Source organism: Pseudoalteromonas sp. Hal040 (genome assembly GCF_037162425.1).
GTDB classification, from domain to species: domain Bacteria; phylum Pseudomonadota; class Gammaproteobacteria; order Enterobacterales; family Alteromonadaceae; genus Pseudoalteromonas; species Pseudoalteromonas gelatinilytica.
This window is the reverse complement of the sequence record NZ_JARLUU010000001.1, coordinates 1,933,945-1,960,742: the sequence shown is the minus strand read 5'-3', so window position 1 is coordinate 1,960,742 and position 26,798 is coordinate 1,933,945. Positions and strand designations below refer to the sequence as shown.

The 26,798-nt window shown below is 39.7% G+C and carries 27 protein-coding genes; 9 read left to right on the top strand and 18 right to left on the bottom strand.

The features are described from left to right. Positions 1-81 precede the first annotated feature (81 nt). From P4S60_RS08820 to P4S60_RS08805, 4 genes are all read left to right on the top strand, one after another. A complete protein-coding gene (locus P4S60_RS08820) occupies positions 82-972 on the top strand; it encodes a LysR family transcriptional regulator (RefSeq protein WP_337115707.1) in 891 nt (296 codons plus the stop codon). Positions 973-1,042: 70 nt separating this feature from the next. After that, positions 1,043-1,603 (top strand): RNA polymerase sigma factor, encoded by a 561-nt coding sequence (locus tag P4S60_RS08815; protein ID WP_337115706.1) that lies wholly within the window; start codon positions 1,043-1,045, stop codon positions 1,601-1,603. Beyond that, positions 1,600-2,670: a FecR family protein gene (locus P4S60_RS08810; protein ID WP_337115705.1), complete on the top strand. Its 1,071-nt coding sequence runs from the start codon at positions 1,600-1,602 to the stop codon at positions 2,668-2,670. The genes P4S60_RS08815 and P4S60_RS08810 overlap by 4 nt, the downstream gene beginning before the upstream one ends. A 214-nt stretch (positions 2,671-2,884) precedes the next feature. Further along, entirely contained in the window at positions 2,885-5,701 is a 2,817-nt protein-coding gene (locus tag P4S60_RS08805; protein WP_337116845.1) for a TonB-dependent receptor plug domain-containing protein, read from the top strand. A 59-nt stretch (positions 5,702-5,760) separates the two neighbouring features. Here the strand turns inward: P4S60_RS08805 and P4S60_RS08800 are convergent, their stop codons facing one another. Further along, positions 5,761-6,159 (bottom strand): ExbD/TolR family protein, encoded by a 399-nt coding sequence (locus P4S60_RS08800; RefSeq protein WP_337115704.1) that lies wholly within the window; start codon positions 6,157-6,159, stop codon positions 5,761-5,763. 290 nt (positions 6,160-6,449) lie between these two features. Here P4S60_RS08800 and P4S60_RS08795 point away from each other — a divergent pair, with 290 nt between their 5' ends. Then, complete coding sequence (locus tag P4S60_RS08795; RefSeq protein ID WP_138625372.1) at positions 6,450-7,427, top strand: catalase family peroxidase; 978 nt, start codon at positions 6,450-6,452, stop codon at positions 7,425-7,427. 221 nt (positions 7,428-7,648) lie between these two features. On the opposite strand, the gene P4S60_RS08790 is transcribed toward P4S60_RS08795, so the two are convergent. Then, positions 7,649-8,164 (bottom strand): hypothetical protein, encoded by a 516-nt coding sequence (locus P4S60_RS08790; RefSeq protein WP_337115703.1) that lies wholly within the window; start codon positions 8,162-8,164, stop codon positions 7,649-7,651. Positions 8,165-8,291: 127 nt separating this feature from the next. Continuing rightward, positions 8,292-8,888 carry a hypothetical protein gene (locus P4S60_RS08785; RefSeq protein WP_337115702.1) on the bottom strand — a complete coding sequence of 199 codons (597 nt, stop codon included), beginning with the start codon at positions 8,886-8,888 and terminating at the stop codon, positions 8,292-8,294. Between the two features lie 98 nt (positions 8,889-8,986). Here P4S60_RS08785 and P4S60_RS08780 point away from each other — a divergent pair, with 98 nt between their 5' ends. After that, entirely contained in the window at positions 8,987-10,141 is a 1,155-nt protein-coding gene (locus P4S60_RS08780) for an IS110 family transposase (RefSeq protein ID WP_337115700.1), read from the top strand. A 411-nt stretch (positions 10,142-10,552) separates the two neighbouring features. Here P4S60_RS08780 and P4S60_RS08775 read toward each other — a convergent pair whose 3' ends face one another. Next, on the bottom strand, positions 10,553-10,846 hold the full coding sequence (locus P4S60_RS08775) for a hypothetical protein (RefSeq protein WP_337115701.1): 294 nt from the start codon (positions 10,844-10,846) through the stop codon (positions 10,553-10,555). 98 nt (positions 10,847-10,944) lie between these two features. Between P4S60_RS08775 and P4S60_RS08770 the strand changes: the two genes are divergently transcribed. Then, on the top strand, positions 10,945-12,099 hold the full coding sequence (locus tag P4S60_RS08770; RefSeq protein ID WP_337115700.1) for an IS110 family transposase: 1,155 nt from the start codon (positions 10,945-10,947) through the stop codon (positions 12,097-12,099). A gap of 443 nt (positions 12,100-12,542) precedes the next feature. On the opposite strand, the gene P4S60_RS08765 is transcribed toward P4S60_RS08770, so the two are convergent. The 8 genes from P4S60_RS08765 to P4S60_RS08730 form a co-directional block, all read right to left on the bottom strand. Next, complete coding sequence (locus tag P4S60_RS08765) at positions 12,543-12,980, bottom strand: hypothetical protein (RefSeq protein WP_138625644.1); 438 nt, start codon at positions 12,978-12,980, stop codon at positions 12,543-12,545. A gap of 342 nt (positions 12,981-13,322) precedes the next feature. Then, on the bottom strand, positions 13,323-14,411 hold the full coding sequence (locus tag P4S60_RS08760) for an IS91 family transposase (protein ID WP_442961482.1): 1,089 nt from the start codon (positions 14,409-14,411) through the stop codon (positions 13,323-13,325). Beyond that, on the bottom strand, positions 14,408-15,241 hold the full coding sequence (locus P4S60_RS08755; protein WP_337115699.1) for a tyrosine-type recombinase/integrase: 834 nt from the start codon (positions 15,239-15,241) through the stop codon (positions 14,408-14,410). The genes P4S60_RS08760 and P4S60_RS08755 overlap by 4 nt, the downstream gene beginning before the upstream one ends. A gap of 570 nt (positions 15,242-15,811) precedes the next feature. Further along, a complete protein-coding gene (locus tag P4S60_RS08750) occupies positions 15,812-16,198 on the bottom strand; it encodes a hypothetical protein (RefSeq protein ID WP_337115698.1) in 387 nt (128 codons plus the stop codon). 132 nt (positions 16,199-16,330) lie between these two features. Then, positions 16,331-16,891, bottom strand: coding sequence for a hypothetical protein (locus tag P4S60_RS08745; protein ID WP_337115697.1), 561 nt, complete (start codon positions 16,889-16,891; stop codon positions 16,331-16,333). Positions 16,892-17,365: 474 nt separating this feature from the next. Beyond that, positions 17,366-17,716: a hypothetical protein gene (locus P4S60_RS08740; RefSeq protein WP_337115696.1), complete on the bottom strand. Its 351-nt coding sequence runs from the start codon at positions 17,714-17,716 to the stop codon at positions 17,366-17,368. A gap of 109 nt (positions 17,717-17,825) precedes the next feature. After that, positions 17,826-18,356, bottom strand: coding sequence for a hypothetical protein (locus tag P4S60_RS08735; protein ID WP_337115695.1), 531 nt, complete (start codon positions 18,354-18,356; stop codon positions 17,826-17,828). A 117-nt stretch (positions 18,357-18,473) separates the two neighbouring features. Beyond that, the gene (locus tag P4S60_RS08730) at positions 18,474-18,890 is read right to left on the bottom strand and encodes a hypothetical protein (protein ID WP_337115694.1); all 417 of its coding nucleotides are present in this window, start codon (positions 18,888-18,890) and stop codon (positions 18,474-18,476) included. A gap of 556 nt (positions 18,891-19,446) precedes the next feature. On the opposite strand from P4S60_RS08730, the gene P4S60_RS08725 reads away from it, so the two are divergent. Together P4S60_RS08725 and P4S60_RS08720 are read left to right on the top strand one after the other, a co-directional pair. After that, the gene (locus tag P4S60_RS08725; protein WP_337115693.1) at positions 19,447-19,875 is read left to right on the top strand and encodes a hypothetical protein; all 429 of its coding nucleotides are present in this window, start codon (positions 19,447-19,449) and stop codon (positions 19,873-19,875) included. Positions 19,876-20,356: 481 nt separating this feature from the next. After that, on the top strand, positions 20,357-20,752 hold the full coding sequence (locus tag P4S60_RS08720; protein WP_337115692.1) for a hypothetical protein: 396 nt from the start codon (positions 20,357-20,359) through the stop codon (positions 20,750-20,752). Positions 20,753-21,067: 315 nt separating this feature from the next. Here P4S60_RS08720 and P4S60_RS08715 read toward each other — a convergent pair whose 3' ends face one another. The 6 genes from P4S60_RS08715 to P4S60_RS08690 form a co-directional block, all read right to left on the bottom strand. Beyond that, the gene (locus P4S60_RS08715; RefSeq protein ID WP_063704876.1) at positions 21,068-21,511 is read right to left on the bottom strand and encodes a ferritin-like domain-containing protein; all 444 of its coding nucleotides are present in this window, start codon (positions 21,509-21,511) and stop codon (positions 21,068-21,070) included. A gap of 185 nt (positions 21,512-21,696) precedes the next feature. Continuing rightward, a complete protein-coding gene (locus P4S60_RS08710) occupies positions 21,697-22,635 on the bottom strand; it encodes a LysR family transcriptional regulator (protein ID WP_063704880.1) in 939 nt (312 codons plus the stop codon). 16 nt (positions 22,636-22,651) lie between these two features. After that, complete coding sequence (gene aceK / locus P4S60_RS08705) at positions 22,652-24,376, bottom strand: bifunctional isocitrate dehydrogenase kinase/phosphatase (protein WP_105174228.1); 1,725 nt, start codon at positions 24,374-24,376, stop codon at positions 22,652-22,654. 96 nt (positions 24,377-24,472) lie between these two features. Continuing rightward, positions 24,473-24,952, bottom strand: coding sequence for a DUF4124 domain-containing protein (locus P4S60_RS08700; RefSeq protein ID WP_063704884.1), 480 nt, complete (start codon positions 24,950-24,952; stop codon positions 24,473-24,475). A gap of 75 nt (positions 24,953-25,027) precedes the next feature. Next, a complete protein-coding gene (locus tag P4S60_RS08695) occupies positions 25,028-26,521 on the bottom strand; it encodes a DUF3413 domain-containing protein (RefSeq protein ID WP_105174226.1) in 1,494 nt (497 codons plus the stop codon). A gap of 5 nt (positions 26,522-26,526) precedes the next feature. Then, positions 26,527-26,739, bottom strand: coding sequence for a DUF1414 domain-containing protein (locus P4S60_RS08690; protein ID WP_036967930.1), 213 nt, complete (start codon positions 26,737-26,739; stop codon positions 26,527-26,529). Positions 26,740-26,798: the final 59 nt, after the last annotated feature.

The window sequence follows — 26,798 nt, the reverse complement described above, 5'->3', positions numbered from 1 at the left end:
TTTTTAGTAAGTATAGAGTTTTAAATTTTTATATATACAATACAAAACTGAAACCTAAATTCGAAAATATTGAATCAAGCCATGTACAGTTTATGTGATTTAGAAACCTTTATTGCCATAGTTGAAAACCAAGGTGTGGTCGCCGCCGCTAAAGCGCAAGGCCTTTCACCCGCTACGGTTAGTCATCGCTTAAGTAAATTAGAAAAAGCCTTAAGCACTGTGTTGCTGTTTCGCGATAGTAGACGAATACGCTTATCACCAGCAGGGGAGCTGTTTTATCAACGTGCTGGGGCTATTTTAGAGGCTCTGTATGATGCTGAGCATCAAATTGGCGCACGAGGTTCGGCGGTGACAGGGCTTTTACGAGTTACTATGCCGCCTTGGGTCTTCTCAAAATTTGTGATGCCAGAGCTTGGTCATTTTGAACAGCAATATCCCGACTTGAAACTCGATTTTATGATCACAGACCAATTTGTAAATATTGTGGATGATGCCCAAGATGTAGCTATTCGAGTAGGTCAGTTAGCAGATTCAAACTTGCTTTCACGTAAGCTTGTTAGTAACTCTCGTATTTTGTGTGCAGCCCCAAGCTATATTGAAAAATATGGGCTACCAAGAATGGTCTCTGATCTTAAAGCGCATTACTGGGTATGCTTGCCATGGCAGCGACAGCTTAAACTTAACGAGGGTGGCCAACTAGTTAATTATAATGCGAGAACGCGTTTTACCGTATCTAACTCAGATAACATGACTCAGGCTGCGATTGCAGGTCATGGCATAGCGATTAAATCATATATTGCAATTAAAGATGATTTAGCAGAAGGGCGGTTAATCGAAATACTCCCTAATAGCCTTGTTGATGCTGACGCGCCTGTATGGTTTTTAAAACCACAAAACAGCCTAGTGACGCGCAAAACAGAGGTTTTTTATGAGTTTATGAAATCTTTGTTTACCGAAGGTACAAAAACTTAACAAATGGCTTGTAATTAAACTGAAATCTCGTACCCTAAAGCAATAAAAATATAATAAAGGTGAGTTAAGGATGACAGATCAAACTGGGGTTATCACCGCTTTTACCGAGATATCGAGCAAACTTAGGCGCTTTGTATCACGTATCGTCAGCCCTGATGATGTAGAAGATATTGTGCAAGAGACGTTTATAAAAAGTTATGAAGCAGATCTTAAACAAAATATCGAATACACTCACAGTTATATGCTGAAAACGGCTAAACATTTAGCACTCAATCACATTGCTAAATGGGACAATAAATACAAAGAATCGTTAGATGAACAGCAACAAGTTGAACATCACATGCGTTCTATGGCACTTGAAGATGAAGTAACCTCTAAAGAGCGCTTTTTGTTTTTTTGCCGAGTAACTAACGAATTAAGCCCGCAAGTAAAAAAATGTTTTATATTAAAAAAAGTCTATGGCTTAAGCCAAAAGGAAATTGCTGCTAAAATGGTACTCAGCGAAAGTACTGTTGAAAAACACATAGCCAAAGGCTTATTACATGTTCACCGAGCAATGAAATCACACGATGTACAACCCCAGGCATTTACCCCTACCACAGAGTTCACTGCAAAAGAGGTGAACAAATGAGTAATGTCCATCCATTTTCATCAAAAGACATGATTCAAGAGCAAGCGAGCCAATGGATCAGTGCAATTGATCGTGGTTTATCGAAAGATGAAGTGAGCCAATTACATTTATGGGCTCATCAAAGTGCGGCTCATCAAGAGGCCTTATTTGAACTTGCGACATTATGGGATGAAATGAGTGTGCTTAACGAGTTAAGTAGCTTATTTCCTTATAAAGCCCCGCAAAAACAACCCGCTGTATTTGGTATGGCAACGGCGGCTAGCTTTTTAGTGGCGATGCTGCTTGGTTGTATCATGCTCATTTATTCAAGCTACTGGCAGAACGAAGAAAACGACTACGCTAAGTTTACTAAAATTTACCGCACTAAAGTGGGCGAGCAAGCCACGTTTGTATTGCCCGACAGCACGATTGTGCAGCTTAATACCAATACTAAACTTGAAGTAGCTTATACCGGCGATCGCCGTCAGTTGATCTTGAGCCGTGGTGAAGGCCGCTTCAATGTTGCTAAAGATGCAAGTCGTCCATTTACTGTTATTGCCGGTGATAAATCATTTACTGCTCTTGGTACCGTGTTTAATGTGCAGCGAAATACTGCCTCAGACTTAGAGTTAGTGGTAACCGAGGGCAAGGTGATGATTGCTGATCCGAGTACTCAGGTTGATGCCAGTGATTTTAATCGTTTAAAAGATGCCTCGGATAACAGTGCAGATATTAAAGCGCTTCGCGCTAATGTTGTTGTATCTGGTGAGAAAGCACTGATAAAACAAAGTAAAACAGGACCAATTAAACAGTTATCGGTTGATGACGTACAACGTGATTTGGCATGGCAACAAGAAATGCTGATTTTTAATGGCGAGTCTTTAGGCGAAGCTCTACAAGAGGTGAGTCGTTATACCGCGACACGTTTTGAATTGAATGACCCAGAACTTGCTTCATTGAAAGTGGCTGGTGTATTTAAAACAGACGACATAAAGGGGTTACTTGATTCTTTACAGGCCAACTTAGGTGTAAAACATCAACGTTTAGGTGAACATCGTGTTAGCTTAACTATCGCTGCAAAAGGTTAGTTTTGCCTATGAGAATACGCCAATGTAATGATGTTAATTGTGCGCCACCTTCTCGTCACAAAAAATTAATTAAAAAAAGTTAAATTTACATAGCGGATTTTTCTTCCTCACTTGTTTGTATAAATTGCGCAGTAAGCAATTGCCTTTGTTACCAGCGTCTATTGTCATTTATGGCCTCACAGCAGGCCAAATAGCAATAGCAGCTGAAAAACAAATGCTGCAATTTGATATCAAAGCGCAACGAGCTGATTTGGCGTTAATCGAATTTGCAAAGCAAACAGATCAAACTGTCATTTTTTCTTTCGAATTAGCAAAGCAATATCAAGCGCAATCTTTATTTGGTTTTTATACTAAATTGGATGCACTGAATGCGATGTTAGAAGGCACTGAGCTCGATGCGGTTGTTGATCAACAAGGCTTGCTGAGTATAAAACTCAAACAAGTAGATAGGATAGATAATAACATGATCAAAGTATCAGGGGTCAGCGCTGCAGTCGTGCCATTACTGCTTGCCGCCAATACGCAAGCGTTCGCAGAAGATCAATCAGCAGAGAAAAACATCGAAAAAATTGCCGTTGTCGGTAGCCGTGTAGCAGGTCGCTCGGTTGAAGATTTACCGGTTCCGGTTGATATTTTAAGTGCCGAAGCACTCGAGAATACAGGCCAAACAGAAGTAGGCCGTATGCTTCAGGCTATCGCACCGTCTTTTAACTTTTCAAGCTCGTCTATCAGTGATGGTACTGACGCGCTTCGCCCTGCAACATTACGTGGTTTAGGGCCAGATCAAACCTTAGTTCTTATCAATGGTAAGCGTCGTCACCAAGCGAGCCTTATCCATATTAATACGTCAGTAGGTCGTGGTACGGCAGGTACCGACATGAACGCCATTCCTGCTGCTGCAATCAAACGTATTGAAGTATTACGTGATGGTGCTGCTGCGCAATATGGTTCAGATGCGATTGCAGGTGTTATTAATATCGTATTAAAAGACGCTGAAGAAGGTGGTAAAGCGGCGATTAACTACGGTGAGTATTCAGAAGGTGATGGTGAAACAGTCAATGTTGATTTCAACACAGGTTTTGCCCTTGGTGATGATGGTTATTTAAATACCACAATCAACTACCGTGACCGTGCACCGACAAACCGTGCAGGCCTGCATGGTTCATGTCAATTTTACGGCTGTACTGAACTTGATGACGGTACGCTATTAGCAGGTGATCCGCGTGAGTTAACGGCTCCTCGTGATACGTTTAGAATTGGTGATGCAGATTCACAACAATTTGCCTTAACGATTAATACTGGCTATGAGCTTGCTGGTGGTGAGCTATATGGCTTTATCACTTATTCGAATCGTGAAAATGAATCGGCTGCGTTTTTCCGTCATAACGCAAATGCTACAGGTAACCCTGTATTGCAAGATGGTGATGCGACCATTCCAATGGGTTTCTTACCGAAAATTAATACTATTATTGATGACGTGTCTTACAACGTGGGCTTTAAAAAGTCGTTCGATAATGATTCAAGCATTGATTTATCGTACACCTATGGCGAAAACAGCATTGATTACACAACTAGTGACACTATCAATGGCTCATACGCTAACTATCTTCGTTATGACCAAGGTTTAACGGCTGATGAAATTCGTGCCACGATTCCGCGTTCAGCGTATGCATATGGCCTTGAATTATCACTTCAAACAATCAACCTTGATTACACCAAAGATTACGATAACTTCTCATTAGCACTAGGTGCTGAGCTTCGTACTGATGAGTTCCGTATTCTTGAAGGTAGCGAATATGCTTATCGTGATTACGACACAGTTGATGGTGTGAGCATCTATTCTGGCTTAAATGGCGGGGTAGGCAGTGTTGATGCTGCAAGCGGTACGCAAGGTTTTGGTGGTTCAGATCCAGCATCATCAGTTGATGAGTCGCGCGATGTGATCTCATTCTACATGGATGCAGAAACCTATGTTATTGATGATGTAATTATCTCAGGTGCAGTACGTTACGATAACTACAAAGGTTTTGGCGATACAGTTAACTTTAAGTTAGCGGGTAATTGGTCAATTACTGAAGATGTATCTTTACGTGGTGCACTAAGCACAGGCTTTAGAGCGCCTTCTATGCAACAACTTTACTTTAATAACGTAAGTACACAGTTCGTTGTAGGTGATGATGGCAGCTTAGTGGCTGAGCAAGTAGGTACGTTTAGAAACGACAGTACCTTAGCGCAATCAATTGGTATTCCTAAGCTAAAAGAAGAGAAGTCACAAAACCGCAGTCTAGGTATCGTGTATAACGTGACCGACAATATCAATTTAACCATTGATTACTACTCGATTGATATCGACGACCGTATCGTTATTTCTAACCGTTTAGGTAAAGGGTTATCAGATACACTTGATGCTGCACTTGAAAGTTCAGGCGCAGGTGCGGGTCAGTTCTTCTTAAATGGTGCAGACACCGAAACCGAAGGTGTTGATTTAGTTGCAACATGGAACACAGAAGGCCTTGGCGGTACGCTAGATTTTACCTTTGCTGCTAACTTCACCAAAACAGATGTAGTTGATTTATTTACGCCATCAGGCAGTGGTCTTGAAACTATTCCAGTAGAAGATGTGTTTTCTGAACAAGAAACGTCAATTATCGAAGAATGGCAACCAGAAGACCGCATTAACTTAAGTGCGCTTTACCGTTTAGAAGATTGGACAGTAAACCTTTCTCTAAACCGTTACGGCGAGTACACAGTTGAAGACGGTGGTCGTCAAACATACGGTGCTGAAATCTTAACTGATGTAAAAGTTAACTACTTCTTTAACGAAAATCTGTCATTTAACATTGGTGCAAATAACTTATTTGATGTTTACCCAGATAAGAACACCATTGGTAATTCACGCTCGGGTACGATTGTTGATGCAAGCGGCAACACAATTGTTTCAAGCCCTGGTGTATTCACTTACTCACGTCGTTCAGCACCATTTGGTTTTAACGGTGCGTACTACTACGTAGGTGCAGAGTACAAGTTCTAAACTCCCTTTAGATTCCTTTATTATTTAACTTTGCAAAGGGCCGTTAGGCCCTTTTTTAGTTATAAAGACGTGCTTATAGAGATTGGCACATCTTGATATTGTTTTATTTTATCAAGCAAGGTTACTAAAGTTTTGTGGCTGCTTTGCTCACTTGCTGTTACTTGTACATTCGTCATTTCAAACTGTGCGGCAAATAAGGCAAGGTTAGCGATTATTTGCTCTGGTGTGATAAGCCGGTTTGCAAAATAAATACTGTCGTTTTCAGTGATAATAAATTGCGCTTGTTTTTTAGGGTTTTCAAGACTTGGTTTTGCTAAAGGGCGATTGACTTCAATAGCGCGCTCTTTAACAAATGAGGTTGTGACGATAAAAAATATCAGCAAGATAAACACAATATCGAGCATAGGGGTCATATCTACATCAGCGTTTGCAGTGGTTTTTTTATGTTGTTTCACCATAATTAGGTCCTTGTTGTTTTTGACCAAGCCACAAAATTTACGATTAAGTGGACTAGCCATAGTCGTGATTAATACCACGGATTATTTTTAAAATGCTGGGCGCCACAGCAGTTTTTAGGATCCTAAATTTAAAGTTAGCAGCTTTTAAAAAAATGGTAGTTAAATAAATATTCTAAGTTTATTAAATGTTTGTAGCGTTTTTGTTGGTAAAAATATTTATTAGCTTTGATGAAATGATTTTCAGGTTAGTCTGGTCATTTTTGTTGGAACTAAGTTTAAAGGATGGATAAATGCTAAAAATTAAGCCTTTAGTTTGTGCTATGTACCTTGTTTTACCAACAGCAAGTTTTGCTGAGCAACCAGTAAACGGGCAAGATTTTATTAATTTATTTGAAAAGCTTTCAGGAAAGCAGCCCGGTATCAGAAAAGGTCACGCCAAAGGGGTGTGCGCTGTCGGCACATTTACACCTAATCAAGCAGCAAAGCAGTATTCAATTAGCCCTTTATTTAACGCACCGTCAAAAGCAAATATTCGTTTTTCTATGGGCGGTGGTAACCCTCACGCTGATGAAACATCACGTGCCCCACGAGGAATGGGGGTGCAGTTTGTGCTAGAAAATGGTGATGTACACAATATTGCAGGGCTAAGTACGCCAGTGTTTGCAGGCAACAGCCCAGAAGCGTTTTTTGGTTTGCTAAGTACCTTATTACCTGACGAGAAAACAGGGCAAATTGATTTTGCAAAAGTAAAAGCATACAGAGAGCAAAACCCGAGTACCTTAGGGCAATTTAATTGGCTACAAAGCCATAACCCGCCAGCATCGTATGTGTCTTCGCGTTATTTTGGTGTGCATACCTTTTACATGGTTGATGAAAAGGGTGCTAAGCATGCCTTTAGATGGACCATGGTGCCAGAAGAGCCAGAGCAGGTGCTAACAGAAGAGCAAATGAAAACCTTCCCTAAATCATTTTTGGCTAAGCGACTTGAAGAAGATTTAGCAAAAGGGAAGGTGCATTATCGTTTTCAAGCACAATTAGCCGAGCCCGGTGATGCATTAACTGACCCTTCAGTTCGTTGGCCTGCGGATCGCAAAACAATTAATTTAGGAAAGCTAACCATAGAATCGACAGGTGAGTCAGGCTGCGATCTTACTAATTATGACCCAAACCTGTTGTCTAAAGGCTTTATACCAAGTGATGACAAAGTACTTAAATTACGCTCAACAGCCTATGCAATTTCATTTGCGAAGCGTTTAACGGGGCAATAAATCTTAAGTATCTCTGTCAGGTCTGATTAAAAGGAATTGTTCAAACCTGATCGGCGCATATGTGCCAGAAGCAAACTGTCGGATAAACTCGTTTTTGGACATAAACACGTTTGAGTATTTAATCAGTAACGCCCGCATAAAGGGCTGTTAATGCTTGGCTATACTGTGCAGCGAAGCGGAACCGAGCCAAGCGTTAGCAGTCCCTTCACTTAATGCGCTTGTTAGGTCTTGATTTTAAAACCTTTTAGTAAGTCTTTTGTAAAGTTAACAGACTTTTTATAAGACTGACACCAATAATCATGAATAGAAAAAGTAACAAGTTTATTGCCCATTCGAAAGTGCTGCGTATAAATTCGAAAGCTGTTCTTTTTGTCATATGCATCAAGAATAAAAGATTGGATATTTGAGTCTAAATCTACTGTTTCTTGCATGTATTTAAAATCACTCTCTGGATCTGAATGTTTGGAGTTTTTAACTATTTCGATATCCCTTTGTGCCCAGCCACTGGTAGGAGTATCAACATTGTATGTGGATACATAAATCGAAAAAACCTCATCCGCTGAATCGACTCTAACCCCACCTTCGATAGCTTCAGGCTTCCATGATTCTGGTAAAGTTAAAACCCAAGTATCAGTAGACAATTCTATATATTCTGGTTCTGGTTCCACGTCAGCTCCATTAACGTTTAAAATTTGAAGAAAGAGTAAAATTGAAATTATTTTTATAACCAATTGCATGAGGAATTCTCTAGAGACCTAACGCCCGCTTAACAGGCGCAAAATGCTTAGCTAAAATTAGGAACGAATTGACGCAAGCCAAGCTTTTTGCGTCCTTTGTTGAAGCGTTTGTTAGGCATACTGTACTCTAGATCAAAGGGTAACTTACAAACTGCCGGAGTAATGTTGGACATAGGAATTTACTATATTCATCATTAAGTCTTCCCTTTGGTTGAATTGAAGGATAAATCATTGCGTAGTCTGCAAAATACGCAGCTTGTTTCAATAATTCCTGAGTACAAATTTCTTCCTTGCCTTCATTTTTTAATTTATTAATAAGATCTAATGAATGGCTTTCTACATCTTGAATCCAAATATCAATTCTTTCTTGATCAGGTGGATCGTCAAAACAAAATGCTGCACCTTCAACATGCCAATTATATTCGCTTACAGAATCCCACTTAACCTTACCTTCAACAAACCCCTCAGCAAGCTCAATTCCTTTTCTACTTTCTTCTTGAGTCAGCAATGACCAAATGCTACGGCATGAGGATAGATAAAATTGAAAGAGTGGCATTTCAACACTTAGATAATCCATCCAATTTTCAGAATTTGGATATACCTCAAATTTTTTGGCAACAGAAATATAAGGTTCTTGAGTCCAAATAAATTCGATCATCAATGAAGCGTTTTTACATTTAAGCCATTCGTCTTTCGTCATAAGTTTAATTGTATACCTAGACATAATGACTCCCACACGGTGCTAGCCTCCGCATTTTCGTGGGTTAGCTTAAAGCCAGAGCCATAATTAGTTTGTCAAATAACTAAACAGCAGAGGCTAGCATGACTAAACATAACATACTTTTCATTGGCTTAGATACTCATAAAGAATTCATTGAAGTTGCCTATATTGAAGACAATCGTGGCGCACAACCCATTCATTTCGGCCGCATTTCTTCTGCTAAAGTCGCTATTAAAAAACTTATCAGGCAATTTGAATCTAAATACCCTAATGCAACTCTGCATTTCGTTTATGAAGCTGGCCCCTGTGGATACTGGATTTATCGCTTAATTACTTCTTTGGGACATTGTTGCTACGTGGTTGCTCCTTCGCTTATCCCTAAAAAGCCTGGCGAGCGTATTAAAACCGATAAGCGTGATGCGCTTAAGTTAGCTAAATTACTCAAGTCTGAAGATTTAACCCCTATTTATGTGCCTGAGCCTGAAGACGAAGCTATTCGTGATTTATCTCGTGCTCGAGAGGTTGCAATGAAAGACTTAAAAGATGCCAAATACCAACTGAAAGCACTGCTTCTTCGCAACAATATCAACTATGCAGGCACTGCAAACTGGTCTCTCAAACACTTACGATGGCTTACTGAACTAGTACTGCCGCATCCAGCACAGCAAATCGTTTTACAAGAGTTTATTCAAACTATAAATGAGCGAATTGCACGATTAGAGCGACTCGACAACGAACTGTCTCACCATGTTTATCAATGGCGATACTATCCCCTTGTTAAAGCCATTCAGGCTATGCGCGGTGTTCGCTTACTCGTGGCCGCTGGCGTTGTTGCTGAGCTTGGTGATTTAACGCGCTTCGACCATCCGCGTAAACTGATGAGCTACCTTGGCCTTGTACCAAGTGAACACTCGAGCGGGGGTAAAAGGCACATTGGCGCAATTACTAAATGCGGCAATGGTCGAGCAAGGCGCTTATTAGTCGAAGGTGCTCATAGTTACCGTCATGCTGCCAACATATCGACCGAGTTACAAAAACGACAAGAAGGTTTACCAAAACAGATTGTTGATATCGCATGGAAAGCACAATTAAGGCTCTGTAAACGTTATAAAAAGCTCATTAATAAAGGTAAGCATTACAACCTTGTTGTCACCGCCATTGCGCGAGAAATGATTGCCTATATCTGGGCAATTGCAAAACAAATTGTACTCTCTCCGATAAATCCTAAATTAAGATTATCTAGAGTACCTGCTTAATATGAACGAATTAGAGTTAATGCATTGGGTCAAGCATCGGGTGTGGCACAACCACCGACGGCGTTAGGATGGCAATGTTGCTACCGCAACATTGAACCACGAACATAGACTGAAGACAGGTGCCACGTCGAGTTAAGTAAGGTCTGCTCTGCTCATGAAAATGAGTAACCAACGAATACCAGCATGAAAACCGACGAAATTACTTGCTTCATCCTATGCGTTAACTCTCTCTAATTCGAGTTAAGAAATTATGGCTTAAAGTTAGGCAAGGATCAGTGTGTTTAACTTGACAGTGGGAGTCATACCAACGCCCTGTTAATGGGCGGATTACGCTTGGCTAAAATTAGCGAAGAATGAGCGCCAGCCAAGCAGTAAGGCGTCCATTTTAAACAGCTTGTTAGGTTACGAACCTCAATCTACATTGTGATACTGTGCTGCTTGTTCGTAACAGTTAACACATACGACTGACATTTGATTAAACTCTCTGAATCTTTCTGTCATGCCGTCCTCTTGCTCAAAAACAGCCTCACATTGATAACACCAAGCTTGAAGATCATTTGGAACGCTTGAATTTTCAATGAAACCGAGAGGCTCTCCCTCAGGTTTGACAAGATGACCACATAGTACGGCAGCCACTCGCTTTCCATGCTTACCGCAATCAATATACATCGGTTCTATATCTGTACTCATTAGTAACCTAGACATAATGACTCCCACACGGTGCTAGCCTCCGCATTTTCGTGGGTTAGCTTAAAGCCAGAGCCATAATTAGTTTGTCAAATAACTAAACAGCAGAGGCTAGCATGACTAAACATAACATACTTTTCATTGGCTTAGATACTCATAAAGAATTCATTGAAGTTGCCTATATTGAAGACAATCGTGGCGCACAACCCATTCATTTCGGCCGCATTTCTTCTGCTAAAGTCGCTATTAAAAAACTTATCAGGCAATTTGAATCTAAATACCCTAATGCAACTCTGCATTTCGTTTATGAAGCTGGCCCCTGTGGATACTGGATTTATCGCTTAATTACTTCTTTGGGACATTGTTGCTACGTGGTTGCTCCTTCGCTTATCCCTAAAAAGCCTGGCGAGCGTATTAAAACCGATAAGCGTGATGCGCTTAAGTTAGCTAAATTACTCAAGTCTGAAGATTTAACCCCTATTTATGTGCCTGAGCCTGAAGACGAAGCTATTCGTGATTTATCTCGTGCTCGAGAGGTTGCAATGAAAGACTTAAAAGATGCCAAATACCAACTGAAAGCACTGCTTCTTCGCAACAATATCAACTATGCAGGCACTGCAAACTGGTCTCTCAAACACTTACGATGGCTTACTGAACTAGTACTGCCGCATCCAGCACAGCAAATCGTTTTACAAGAGTTTATTCAAACTATAAATGAGCGAATTGCACGATTAGAGCGACTCGACAACGAACTGTCTCACCATGTTTATCAATGGCGATACTATCCCCTTGTTAAAGCCATTCAGGCTATGCGCGGTGTTCGCTTACTCGTGGCCGCTGGCGTTGTTGCTGAGCTTGGTGATTTAACGCGCTTCGACCATCCGCGTAAACTGATGAGCTACCTTGGCCTTGTACCAAGTGAACACTCGAGCGGGGGTAAAAGGCACATTGGCGCAATTACTAAATGCGGCAATGGTCGAGCAAGGCGCTTATTAGTCGAAGGTGCTCATAGTTACCGTCATGCTGCCAACATATCGACCGAGTTACAAAAACGACAAGAAGGTTTACCAAAACAGATTGTTGATATCGCATGGAAAGCACAATTAAGGCTCTGTAAACGTTATAAAAAGCTCATTAATAAAGGTAAGCATTACAACCTTGTTGTCACCGCCATTGCGCGAGAAATGATTGCCTATATCTGGGCAATTGCAAAACAAATTGTACTCTCTCCGATAAATCCTAAATTAAGATTATCTAGAGTACCTGCTTAATATGAACGAATTAGAGTTAATGCATTGGGTCAAGCATCGGGTGTGGCACAACCACCGACGGCGTTAGGATGGCAATGTTGCTACCGCAACATTGAACCACGAACATAGACTGAAGACAGGTGCCACGTCGAGTTAAGTAAGGTCTGCTCTGCTCATGAAAATGAGTAACCAACGAATACCAGCATGAAAACCGACGAAATTACTTGCTTCATCCTATGCGTTAACTCTCTCTAATTCGAGTTAAGAAATTATGGCTTAAAGTTAGGCAAGGATCAGTGTGTTTAACTTGACAGTGGGAGTCATACCAACGCCCGCATAACGGGCAAAAATACGTAGGCTACAATACCAAGCGAAGCGCAGGGAGCCTACGTGTTTTTGTCCCTAGCGAGCGCGACGAGTGTTAATGCGTTTGTTATGTGCGCACTTGATAATACATGCGTCCTTTATTGTGTGGTAAAAATAACTGGAAATTGGATATACATCCCACAATCTTCTCCATACGTAATGGAAAGGTAATTCTCGCTAGCTAGATATGACTTAACTGTATAAAAAATATGACCATAGCCATCTTCTTTTTTCCATGGCGCGATAGGCATGGAAAAATCGTGATTCATTAAAGTTGCATCAAAGACAGGTTGACCCTTAAATAACCAAATACCTTCAAACTCTGATTCTCCCAGCTTAAGCGGAAATGAAGCTTCAACGAGAAACTCACCGTCCTTTTCTTTAGCTGTTATCTGAACGTCTTCACCATATTTTTGATTCCATTCATTCACCATATCTTCGGTGATATAGCAGCTACTAGCACAGACTGAAGACGCAAAGCAGATTGAAGCAATAAAGGAGAGCGCGCGATAATAAAAAACTTTTAAGAAACTCACTTTCCGTAAAACTCCCTAATGCACATAACATTTTAGTATTTATGCGACACGCAGTTTGTGTTGCATAATCGCTTGTTGGACTGAGCCGCTACCTGCTCGGTGTGTCAGAGTTGGTGTTGTTTATGCTATGGGAATTTGCTTTTTCTGGCCTAAGCGATATCAAGCCAACGTTACTGGCGAGCCTATCGCATCTAAGCTATCCCTGCTTTACTCAGCGTTTATTATGCTTCCATTACACCTAAATTTGCCTTAAGAAGCAATTATATTTTTACGCACACAGAGGTCGTTAGCCTGAGCAATTAAGCAGGTTAACTCATTCATTTTAAGCAGCAAGCAAGGCTGCTAACTCGTTCGCACTATTTCATTTGTCGGCGTATCTGAATTCATCACACCAATAAATCGTAAAATACCCACCTTGCATGACTGACAAAACCAATGCGGTACCAATGATTCTGTTTCTGGCTTTGTCTGCACTAGTTTGCATTTGTGTGTTGATTGAGCCTTTATTAACGCTAACTTTCGCTTGCGACACGCATTAGCTAAAAAACCGTAGTGGCGAATGCGCATAAACCCTTTAGGCAATACATGTTGTAAGTAACGCCGCAAAAATTCATCACAACTCAGTGTCATGACTTTATCGCGGTTGTTATCTGCATAGTCGCGATATTTAAATCTCACTGTTTCTTCAGTCGCTGACACTAATCGCGATTCTGACATCACACCTTTTCGGGTATAACGCGCAAGGTAACTCATTAGCTTTTCACTGTACGTTAAACAGGACTTGCTATACACACACCATTTTGTTGGCGTGTTTATCTTCGCCAATGAACTATCACACTCATTGAGTTCCGCCAGCATTTTCCCTCTAAAGACTGTTGATAACGCTTTTACGGGATATAAATAGCCTTTTTCTATTTCATACCAGTGCGCTTTATATATTGCACCTGCGGGTATCAAACAATGTAAATGGATATGCTGACTTAAATTTTGCCCCCATGTATGCAGTACGCTTGTCATGCCTAATTGACCATGTCCTTTTCGGTTGGCAAATTTACTCAGCGTTTGCCATGTGGCCTTGAATAAACACTGATACAACATATTTGGGTTGTAGTGCGCAATGATATTGAGTTCATGGGGGAGCGTAAAAACAAGGTGGAAATACCTACACGGTAATAAATTTTCCCGCTGTCTTTGCACCCACTTAGCCGTGGCTATGCCTTGGCAACGCGGACAATGACGGTCTCGACAACTACACCCAATCTTTTGCGACTCACCACAGCTATCACATTGCCATGCTTGGTAACCGAGCCGACCCGTTCTGCATGATAGAATGTGCTGGCAGACGCGTAATTGCTGATAGCTCATTGTATGGTGTTGACGATAATGCCCAAGACTCGAATATAAAATATCAGCTAGGTGCAAAGTGCTCATGATTTAACCCAACTTGCGAGTAAATCAACACCGCCATGCCCCAATTCAGGTAACCAATGTAAGTAACTTTGCGTGGTTTTAATGTCACTATGACCAAGCTGGTGTTGAAGTTGATGCAGTGGCATACCCGATTCAAGTTGATGTGTTGCATAAGCATGGCGTAGTGCATGTGGATTACAGTGTTTTAAGCCGCACGCTTGTGCGTGCTTTCTCAATGGCTTCCTAAAGGTCGATGCTGACATAGGCTTATCCATTAACAATCGCGAGTAAAACATCCAACCCGTTGGGTGATACATTTTCCAGTAACTGCGTAATTGATTTAGTACGCTATCTGAAACGACAACATAACGCGATTTATCTCCTTTACCTTGTTCAATCAATATGGTTTTACGTATTCCATCAATGTCTTTCACTTTAATATGTAGAAGCTCACCAATGCGTAAGCCACAGCCATAGCAAACCACTATTAACGTTTTTAATCGCATATCCGTACAGCTTTCTATTAGCAGCCGAGCATCGTCTCGAGATAGATAGGTTGGTGCACGAGTCTTCGCTTTTGGTAATGCGATATCTAGGTTCAGCGGTCGATGCAAAATATGTTTAAACAAAAACCAAATACTGTTTATCTGTACTTTTTGGCTTGCTCTAGAAAGTTTACGAATAGCAGGATCATTAAAAAACGCATTCAGTTCTTCATCGGTAATTAAATCGAGTGGCTTATCAAAATAATGACTCAATTTAAGTAAATGTTCGCAATAACTTTTACATGTACGTTGCGAATAACCTCGATAGGCTATTTCTGTTTTGACTTGTTCTATGAGTGGGTTCATGACTTACCTCCAAGTTATGGGATAACCCCAAGGTAAGTGTGGCTCAGTTGGTGAGCATTGGATCTCCGCGTAGCGGCTTAGTTCAACATGTTTATAGCGAGCGAATCGCGCGTTTTTCTTCTATAGCATCGCTCGCTTTTCTTATTAGATTATTTTTAACAAACTTGTTAACTAATTGCCAGTGTTATTAAAATTTAGGAGTTCTTGCTTTTACCTCTGGATAAAAACGAGCGATTGGGTCGTTTTCTTGACTATGCGAGCAATAGACTTTGACGAAATAGAAAAGCAATTGTGAACGGCCGATGTTCGCTCTTTTAAAATTCGCCTAAACACGTCTTGGGACAGTAACGAGTCATGCTTGATGGTCAGTAATTGGAACTTCGCGGAACTGCGGGAAAGCTAGCACTTCGGATTGTGAATTTGCTAGTTGCTGTCTCTCAATTGATGTTTAAACCTAACAATTAAACTCTCAGAATAGATACAAACCGCTTATCTAACTACTAAATAAAAGGGCAACTACTTGTTTGCTAGAGTGCGTGAAGAATAAACGCCAGCCAGTATTTTTTCATTTTAAATTTTATTGTTAGCTTCGAACTCTACGACGCTAACTTTAACCACGTGATTAGAACAGCGTAATAATGGCCACGAAGCATTATATTGAACTTCAAGAGGCTTAGTTTTCTTAATCTGTAATTCATTCCCACTCAACCAAGTCAGCTTGAACTCAGCATTCAATTGGTAAGAAGCTATGACTCCCGCACCACAAGTGCCGTCAGCAAAATCAAGAAATACTTGAGTAACATCATCACTTACAGAACTTGTTTCAACAATATATGCCTTATGCCCAAGCGAAGAAGTTAAGACCTTAGATTTCTCCATCTTTAGCCCAGAAGGTAAAGTGTTTTTTCCACAACCCGCAAGCGCTGCAATGATGAATAGTGTGAGATACCATCTCATTTAGAAACCTTTTGCCCTGTAAAGGGGGTGATAATGTTTGTCTAAAAATTATGAATCGAAGCGGAACCAAGCCAAACTCTAGCAGTTCCATCACTTGGCGTTTGTTAGCTGTACTTAGAACCAAAACTGCCACTACTTTTTTGATTTTTGTATTTTATAACTTGTTGGCTCTTTTTCTTTGTGGCTTCGATTATCATCGTATTCGATACCCCGATACTCACCACTATGCCCCGTTATTACTATTTTCCTTGTATCTAGCCACAATATTACTCTTTCAGCTTCTTCAGCAATGTGAGGGTAGAATTCATCAACTTTATCATTAAAACCATCTGGACAAGTTAAACCAAGACCGTAACCCAACCCAAGGTTATCCATGAAACCAAATCCTTCGCAATATAGGTCATAACATTGCTCGATATATTTATCCACATCGTGCGGCTTAGCAATTATTTTATGGAGGATGTTGCGAATACTCCATTCATAATATTTACCCATAGAAAAATACTTTGAAAGCACTTTTTGGGCTTGATATAAACTGGAAGGCCTTTTGTAGTTTATTGAAATGATTTCGAGATAATCATCAGAGTTTAAGGTTTGTTCTAGTGTAGGTTCCGTGTACACCCAATTCTCGAAGTCAGATAATTCGATTTCTCTGGATACTAATCTATAGAAAGTTAATTCGATAGGATGCAAACAATTCTCTCACAAAGCTAACGCCACACTAAGCGGCAACTAAAACTTGGCTATAATATACGACGATGGAATACAAGCCATGCGTTTTGCGCCCATACTCATTACGCACTGAACCAGATTTGTTGCATAGCTGATAAGAACTCTTCTGTAACAGGATAACCAGAATCATCGCCAATGACTGAATCTATGTCACAAGTTGGACAAAGAGCTGTATCCCCATCATCTGTCCAATATAGGATATTTTTGTAATCGAATATATCGAGGCAATAGAAACAACCACATTTGTTGCTATTTCGCAAAGAATCTCGGTGATATATCGATTTTTTGTGAGCCGCTTTCGCAGCATATAGTAGTTCAATATCCATATTTTAAAAGGGTATATAATGCCCCGTTTAGGTGGTAGTTATTGGCTAAAAAACGAAAGCAGTGAGTAAATCCAACAGTTTTGCGTCCATTGATTGATTAATTTGTTAGCTATACACATTCCATTCTGTAGCTCAAAGTTAAATTAGTTATGCTATCCGAGTTTGCAATGTAACGTATAATAGCCTTTTCGCTGTACCAGTCACCAGACCATTTAAATTTGAACTCACCATCTAGAGTTTCAGATTTATACGCTTCACCGTTTAGCATCAAATGTATAACGGAAGAACCGGTAGAGTTTCCATAGCCTTCTATCTTAATAGCTATAACTTTATCTCCACATGTACTCGTTAATGTAAAAGTTTGAGATTTTGTTAAATTCTTATAATTGGTTGTAGAAACTTGATAATCTTTACTACAAGCTATTAAACCAACTAATAAAAAGTAGACTAAAACTCTCATTCGATTACACCATATAGCTAACGCCGCGATAAACGGCAAAAAGTAGTTGCAAAATTTGTGAGGCACGAACAAAGCCAACTGTTTTTGTCCGCACTTTTAATTTACCTTGTTAGGTGTATGTATTCCAAATTAGAGTAAACAAAACAAAAATTGAAAATGTTGCATACGTGACGATACCTAACCAAAAACAACCGGGTGATTCACTGCGCTTAACAGTTATTGCTTTAATTTCTATTTCTCCAGTTTTTACTGCATGAATGCAATAAACAAGTAAAAATGGGCTTAAAAATAAAAACACTATAAAAGCTACGAAGTCACCGAACCCCTCGGATTGTGGTGTAAACACAAATGCCAAGAAAGTAAAAATACAACCTAAAAGAAAAATAGTTTTCAAAAGCCGCGAGGTATTTAACCTTAAATTAGTTATTGCTTTAATTACAACGTTATCATCGTTTTTAACAGAACTTATTGGTGACTTACACTTAGAACCAGTTTTTGGAGAAATACCTTTATTTCTATTGTCTATTTCTTTAAGTACAATTTGATACCTATGATGATATTTATCCCGATCAATATGCTCTAAAACATCTAAAAGTTCCTCATGAGTATATTGAGAATAATTTGGTTCAGAAGTAAACACCAAGTACACCTTAAAGCCTTACTAATGGGCGAATAAATGCTTGGCTAAAATTAGCGACGAAGGAGCACAAGCCAAGCGTTTTGCGTCCTTTTGAGTAACTTGTTATAAGCCATTAATTCAATCTAAAGACTCAGAAACAGCTACTTCTGCCTCTATGATAGCTCGATGTGCCTTTAAGCCAACATTACTAGAATAAAAATCTGCTGCAATCTTTAACTCTTCGGCTGTTAATAACGAGAGAAGCTTTGTTTTAAATACAACTTTAGCTGCATTTACATTGATAGGATCAGTCATTATTTTTGAAGGCAAAGACTCGATAAAAATTCTTTTTTGATTTTCAGGTAAATCACTCAACGTTTCTGAAAACAATTTTTCAGGACTGATATTTATTTCACCACCAAATGAACTTAAGATTTCTTCCATTCCAAGCGCGACATAGAGTCGTTCGAATTCTTCGTTTGCATCAAGCTTAGGAGGAGTCGAAGAGCATGCGAATAGCGAAAGAGACATTAGCAGTAAAAGAGTTTTTTTCATCATCATCCTTAATTTAGTGCCAAACTAGAGTGGCTTATAACATGTTTATAGCGAGCAAATTGCGCGTTTTTCTTATTGGTACTTTTTTAACAAACTTGTTAACTAATTGCTAGTGTTATAAAAATCTAGTAGTGCTAGCTTTTTAACTGTATAAAACGAGCGAAAGGGTCGTTTCTTGACTATGCGAGTGATTAAATTGTAGCTTTACGTATATACAGTTAGAAGGATTGTAAATGAAAAACTCTCTCCGTATTTTAATTACATTGAGGACTATATACTCTATCGACAGTACTCATTAAGAACTACAAGTACTTAATTTAGATGATTTTACGGTGGAGGGTTATTCGCTGTCTTAATTATGTTCCCCTATGGCTTTAGACAAAATAAAGGTTAGGGTTTCCTATCAACCTCCAATAGGTCCAAACGGTGAGCTGACATTGTGTTTATCTACTAAAGAATTTATGCTTTCGGAGTTGAGGGGTATATAACGAGCCACTAAAAAGATAAATAGTGTTTACCAAATTCTTGCAATTGCGTTTTATTTTCAGGAGATACAGTGAGATTTCTAGTATTTTTATTTTCATTAACTTCATTTTTTAGCATTGCTTGCTCGACTGAAAATACGAGTGGGGTATCAGCTTTTAAAACTCAAAGTATTTACGGTGAGATATCGCATATAGAAGTTTACTACCCTTTGGATTACGGCGAGGCTAAAGCTTTTCGAGCTGAAATTTCGTTTGAAAGTAATTTTGACCAACCTTTATTGACCGTTCCCACATTTGTTAATGAACCATTTGATCTAGAGCACAGGCCCGAATTGAGATCTTATAGAGTTTCAACTTTCCAGCTTGCTACTAATATGTTGGGTAAAACTTCTATAGCTATCTATTACAAGTTTCCGAAAAGAGATGATGGTTTAATAACATTTTGTATGGGACCACGAGTGATATACAAAATAAGTGACTTACCTGTAAAGTCTCTATAACAAATACATTTATGCATGGCTGTTGTGTGTGGTAACTACACAATTGACAATATTAAGCCTATGGATATTGAAGTTCATTTTCCCTAACTGGGTAAGTGGCACCTGTAGCAAACAAGGAAATTAAACAAAGTGCACAAAACAGCAGGCTTGTGCTCTTCAATCGCTAATTTTGCCTGCGATTTTTTGCTGCGACTAATAACGAATTAAAACTCTGTGCTATTTCAGTATTTATAGGAACTTTTCTTTCAATGTTATGCTTGATACTCATTGGTGGTTTTTTGGGTTTAATGGCATCCTATATCGCTGTTTCTATTGTTACTCTAGAGTATTAGGCATATCTATTATGTGGTCGTTTTTGTTTACTTTTGGAGTTTTCTTTATACAAGTGGGAGTTGTTCAAGCCCTTACAAAGTTCGGTATTTTTACCTAATAAACTCATAAAAGAGATCTAAATTTTGTTATTCATTAAGGCATTAACTTTATGAAGTATCCGTTTACACCAAAGTCGACATCGTACCTAGAGCCAGGCCATTATTGGCCGATTGCTCTTAGCGATGGAAAATATGCTTGTGGTGTCGTAGTTTCTAAACTTATAGATATACATGAAAATAAAATAGAGAGCAGGTTATTCTTAGCTGCATTAATAGATTGGACAGGTAGAAAGCCCCCAACAGCTGAGGATATTAAAGATTGTAAAGCGATAAAAGTTGGAGGGGCGCACATAAAATCCATCACAACAGTAGGTGGTGGCATTATTGGGAAAGCCGATTTTGAATTTTTAGGTCAAAACCCTCGCCAAAACTCAGATGATTTTGCCACAATGGGGTACAACGTTCTTAAAGTTGTCGCAGAAAAACATTTCACAAAAAATAGTTAATAAACAGGCAAGACTATGTGCATGTTTAACACGCCATATTGCTAAATGTTTTAGTGAGGTAACGTCAATTAATTATAGATCGGAGTGTTTCCAAATTACGATGAAGACGATGGGAACGGGATCTCTGTTCGTGTGTCGCTAGTATTTGACGGAAATATAACAACTTAAGTCATATGGGGCACGAGACCCTTGGGCATGGCACGTAGCTGCCCGACGGTAAACCACCAACCTAATAGTTAAACTATCAGATGAGATACAAGTCGTTTATCTAAACAGATAAAAGCCCAGCTTAACTGGGCTTTGCACTCACACAATTTAATGCTTTTTCATTTTACTCATTTCAGCATGACAACTTTGAATTGTCAGCAGGGTTTTTGATAACGCGGCTTCACAATCATGGGGTTGTGGTTTTTTTAGCGCATGCTTGATTTCTGCTAGTGTTTTATCTTCAACTTCTTCAAGTTCGCTAACATAGGTGGCGTTTTTGTCGGCACCGAGTTTGGTAATTAGCGATGTATAGGCTTTACGCGCTTCTACAGCAAAATCAGAGCCATTTTCTCTGTGGCCTGTTTCATTAATAGCATAGGGCTGTAAGCGCTCGATACTGACTTTGCGGGCATCTATCATGCGTTGAAATAAGGCAATAATGCTTGGGTCGGTTACTTTTTCCTGAGCTTTTTCATAAAAATCGATACCGCTATTCATAACTTGAATGATATCTGCAATATGATGAACGTCGTGTCCTTGATGAGTATTCATAATGACCTCTTTTTGAATATTAAAAACAATGCAATAAGTTACTTGCAAAGCATATTCCAGTTCATTAATTAAATATAAAGTTGTTATATTTCATGCGGTTATGGGTTTTTAACCGGAGGAGGATGCTGATAAGCTAGGTTAATGCTTGGCCTATCAGCAATAATTACAATCTGGTTGGTAAAATCTTACTTAAGCTCTTCGGCTACTTCAGCAACCTTTTGACGTAACCAAATATGGCTTGCATCACGGTGTAATAGCGGGCTCCAAATCATATCTAGCTCAAATGGCGGAATAGGGAATGGCGGCTCAAGAATTTTCAGGCCCGGATCGTCTAAATAAATATTCGCCGCTTTTGAAGGCAGCGTTGCCACTAAGTTTTGTTCTTTCGCTAAGTGAATGGCTACGTGATAATTACGAGTAAACGTGGCAATATTACGGTGTTTGCCAAAATGAGCGAGTGCCTCATCGACCCAACCTAGTTTTTGCACATCTTTAGGGTCCATACCCACACCTACACCAAAACCGGTTTTACTTACCCAAATATGGCGCGCTTTTAAATAGCTATCTAGGCTAAATTCTTTGATGATTGGGTTATCTGCTTTTACTAGGCAACAAAAGCTGTCTTTCCAAATCTGTTTGTAGTGAAACGACTGCGGTAAGTTTTCGAAGCGGTTGATAGCCATATCCACTTTACCGTTTTCAACGTCGTGGAAGGTTACATCACTTGGGGTCAAAATATCGAGTGTGGTATCGGGGGCTTCTTCGTGTAATTTACTTAATAAGCGTGGGGCAAGGGTACTTGCTGCATAGTCACTGGCCATGATACGAAAAACACGCTTACTTTGAGATGCTTCAAACTCGCGATTTGGGGCAAGTGTTTCTTCAAGGGTCATTAAAATGCCGCGGATCACCGGCTGAAGCTCTTTTGCACGCTCCGTTGGTACCATACCTTCACTGGTGCGCACTAAAATAGGGTCGTTAAATAAATTACGGAGTCTTTTTAGGCCATTACTCATGGCAGGTTGGGTAATGCTTAGCTGGTTAGCAGCTTTAGTGACATTACATTCCCTTAGTAAAGTATCTAGGTAAACAAGTAAGTTTAAATCTATTTTACTTATATTCATTGTGTGTCCTTGGTGTTTACCAATAATGGATAAATCGTTGTGCAGCAGGGTATGGATAAATGTGGCTAACTACACCTTGCTTATAATTGTATTGTGCTTGTCGCCAATAAGCTGGATCTTCAAGCTCTGGGTGTGTACTCAATAAGTATTGCTTATACACCGGGTTTGCCGTCACAAAGGTACATAATTGCTCTGGAAACACATCTTGTGGTGCCACAGAGTAGCTTTGCTCATTGGTTAAGTAATCATCGTACGACTTGGCTTTTGGTAAGGCCCTAAAGTTCATGTCAGTTAGGTATTGAACCTCATCATAGTCATAAAAGATAACGCGATTATGTTTACTTACCCCAAAGTTTTTTAACAGCATGTCGCCTGGGAAAATATTAACAGCGATCATTTCTTTTAATGCTTGGCCGTATTCTTCTATCGCCTCAAACGCTTGTTGCTCACTGGCATTTTCAAGATACAGATTTAACGGTGTCATGCGTCTTTCAATATACAAATGCTTGATGATTAGCCATTCGCCTTCAATAATCATCGAAGAGCCAATCGTTTTATGTAACTCTGCAAGCAATTTACTATCAAATCGAGCCAGTGGAAATACGACGTTCGAATACTCTATGGTGTCGGCCATGCGGCCAACACGGTCATGGCTTTTTACTAATTGGTAGCGTTTTAATACGGTATCACGGCCAAAGGGTTTGCTTTCACCAAAGGTGTCTTTAATCACTTTAAATACATAGCCAAACGAAGGCAGGGTAAATACCATCATCACCATACCCGGTGTACCTGGGGCAATTACGAGCTGATCGTTTGAATGATCTAAATGACTTAAAAACTCTCGGTAAAACTCGGTCTTACCTTGTTTATGAAAGCCTATTGCGTTGTAAAGCTCAGCCAGTGTTTTATTTGGCATAAGTTGATTTAAAAAGCGCACTAACGCAGATGGCGCATGGGTTTCAACCATGAAGTAAGCACGCGCAAAACCAAAGATAACTCGCATTTGCGATGATTTAGTAAGTAGGGCATCAAGGTATAGCCCTTTGTCTTCATGGTGTAACACCGCAATAATAAATGGCTGTACACCACTTTCTGACACCACACGACCAACAATGTAAGCGGCTTTGTTACGGTAAAAAGGCGCTTGAAGTATATCAAAGCGCATTTGCCATGCTTGATGATGTGTATCGGGGGCTTGTTTATAAAACGCCTTAACGAGTAAACGAATATCGCGTTCTAAATCAACAAAGGGCGCTTTAAAATCAAACTGATTTATAATTTTGCGTATGGTCGGTCTTAAACCATCAACAACGGGGTGATAACTGCGGTACTCTGCCTCCATAGGCAGTGCAGGCGCATCTGCAAGTGTGGCTTTGACAAAGATAAAGTCATTGTGAAAATAGCGACGGTGGAATAAACGACAAAAAACAGAGTTGTAAAAGGTTTCGGCAAGTTCTGCTTGAGGGTGAAAACGCAAAAATTGCTGATAGAGCTGTTTGGTTTCGAGCCAGCAGGTTTGATCTAAGGTAATAATTTGCTGTTCGTTGAGCGATTTGAGCTTGGCAATTGTTTCGTTAACCCGATCATCGTAATGGCTAATTCTTAGCTTACTTATCTCATTAATCTTTTGCCAATCACGCTGTGCAAACGCTGAGGGAGCTTTGGCGGTAATCGCTTGAAAGAGTTTATAGTGATTGCGAAACCCAGATAAAATTAATTCAGCAATGTGTTGTGGCTGCATATAAACTCCTTCTGCCAATCATAACGACATAGAGCAATAACTCTATTGGTGTTAAGAATATGTTATTTATTCTTCAAACCCAATAGTAAAGTGCATTTAATTATAGCGAGCGAGTTTTTTCTCAAGATTTGCGAGTTTTTTATTAACGCTTTTCACGTCGCGCCCGTATTGCTTATTAATCGCTTTAAGTTGCTTGTTGATGTCTTTACTAATTTGCTTAGCTTCTTTGTCAGATAAAATTCGATTTAAGCGCTGTTCTTGTTGATATTGGGCTCTATCGCGTTCGCGGCTTAAAATATCTAAACGATACTTATAGCTGCGTATTTCAGCTTCGAGGTTTCTGATAATTTGCTGGCGCTCAAGCTCGTTGAGCTCTTTCACAAAGTTTTGCGGTGCTTGTAAGTCTGGGTCGGTTACTTGAATTTTATGTTTGGTAGCACGGCTACCACAGGGGAACTCACTAAATACCGTGCCTCTGTCTGTGACACATTTATAGTATTCTGTGCTGGCAGCGTTTGAGGTGTTAGTAAAACAAAGTAGAACTATTGATATTAGATAAATGATTATGGCTTTCATGACGTCCGTGTCTCCTAATCAAATAAGGTGTCTAATATCTAAAGCTAGCTCGAAATAATGATTTATCAATAAGAGCTAGGGCGTATATCGCTTCAGCTTTTTAATGCTTTGCACTAAGAACGGAATATCGAGCCCTTGTTCAATGGCAAAGCCTTGTGCTGCTGAAATGTTTTTAAAGTTACCATCTGAATCAATCAGGGTAATTCTGTCTTTTTTAAATGCGATGAACACATTTTGCGAGTAATTAACACCTGTGTCGTCGTGGCGCTTGTATAAGTTACTGCCTAACATGCTTTGTTTAGCAAGGGTTTTGCAGCCTAAATAATGGCCAACGCTGGTGGCGATAATATCGCTTGGCTGAATAAGGCCTTCGGTTTGCACAACTTTTTTATCTGAGCTGTATAAACGTGAGGCTGTAACAATGCCGTTGCTTTGTTTAGCAAGGCTAAAGGCAAACACGGCATTGGCAGATCCGCGCGCTTTTGTTGTTGCGTCTGCACGTACAAGACGTACAGCAGGATTTGCGTCGTCGTTATTTATAAATTCAAATTGTTCAAAGCCATTAATTTGAATTGAACGATTATCTGCAAGCCAAACAGGCAGTTGCTGCTTATCTAAAATAGGTGCTTTGTAAAATGCTGGTAGGCCATACACTATGCTAAATAAGGTGTCTTCGGCTTCAACCGGTTGTAAGAACAAATCAGTTTTACGTAGCGCAGGTTCAGTAGCAACAAATTGCTCAAGAGCTGCATTGTTTTCAAACACTAAAATATCAATCGTGGCACTCGACTCTGCTTTACATTCAGCAAGTGGAGTGGGTGCTAAGTAATCAATATTATGTGGGTCAAGTCTGACATCGTGTGCTTCTTTATAACTTTCGATATCAAGCAAATCGTTTTTAGCTAATAAGCTTTTTGCCGTTGTAGGGTATGACAAAGGCAGAACGTTATCTTGTTTTGTGATATCAAATTTTAAATTAGCATCAGCCCAAATATGAATACTGTGGCTAAGTGCAAAACACACTAAAATAGTGCTAGTTGCATAACGCGGGAACTTATATTGCTTTAAGCGCGCTAGGTGGTGCCACGTGTAATTACTGACTAATAATTGGAACGCTAAAATTAGCAGTACAATACCGCCCGCTAAAATCGTTGTTAATGCAGGTGAGCTTGTTAAGCGATGCCACAATAAAGAAACAATTTCGGGCAGGGCAGATGTATTTAAGTGATAACCCAAGTTGAAATACACATAGGCATCAAGCGTTAACAATGACGCCCCAAGGGTGGCGATAATAGCTGCCATCCCTCGGATATGCCGAGGGTATGGAAACACTAAGCTTAATGGGAATATCGTTAAAACAAAGGCAATAAAAGTAATAAAGCTGGTGTGACTTAACCAGGTCACGAGCATGTATACATAGCCCATGAAGGTAGTCGGTGCACTGTCTGCAACCAAGTAGCTTAAGCTAATAAATAGCACTAAACCTATGTTTGCAAAGGTGAACCAATGGCCCCAACTTAAAAGCTGACTTACTTTTGAAGAAAACTGACTTTGTTGCGATAAATTCATAAATCTTATTTAACCGACTGTGCTAATGCTTTTGCAAAGTTGTCGGCAACAGCTTGTCTTTTCTCTGATGGTACATGCTCTTTTAAAATATGCGTGATAGAATTTCCTAAACACATAAGGCTTAAATCAACAGGCGCTTTGTGCTCTGTTAGTACATCAATCAGCTGATCAACGATTTGTTCTACTTGCTCATTAGAATATTTTGATATGATAGGCATCAGTTGGTTCAATAAAAAGAGTTATATTCCCGTATTTTAACACCAGAGGCGTGAAAAAC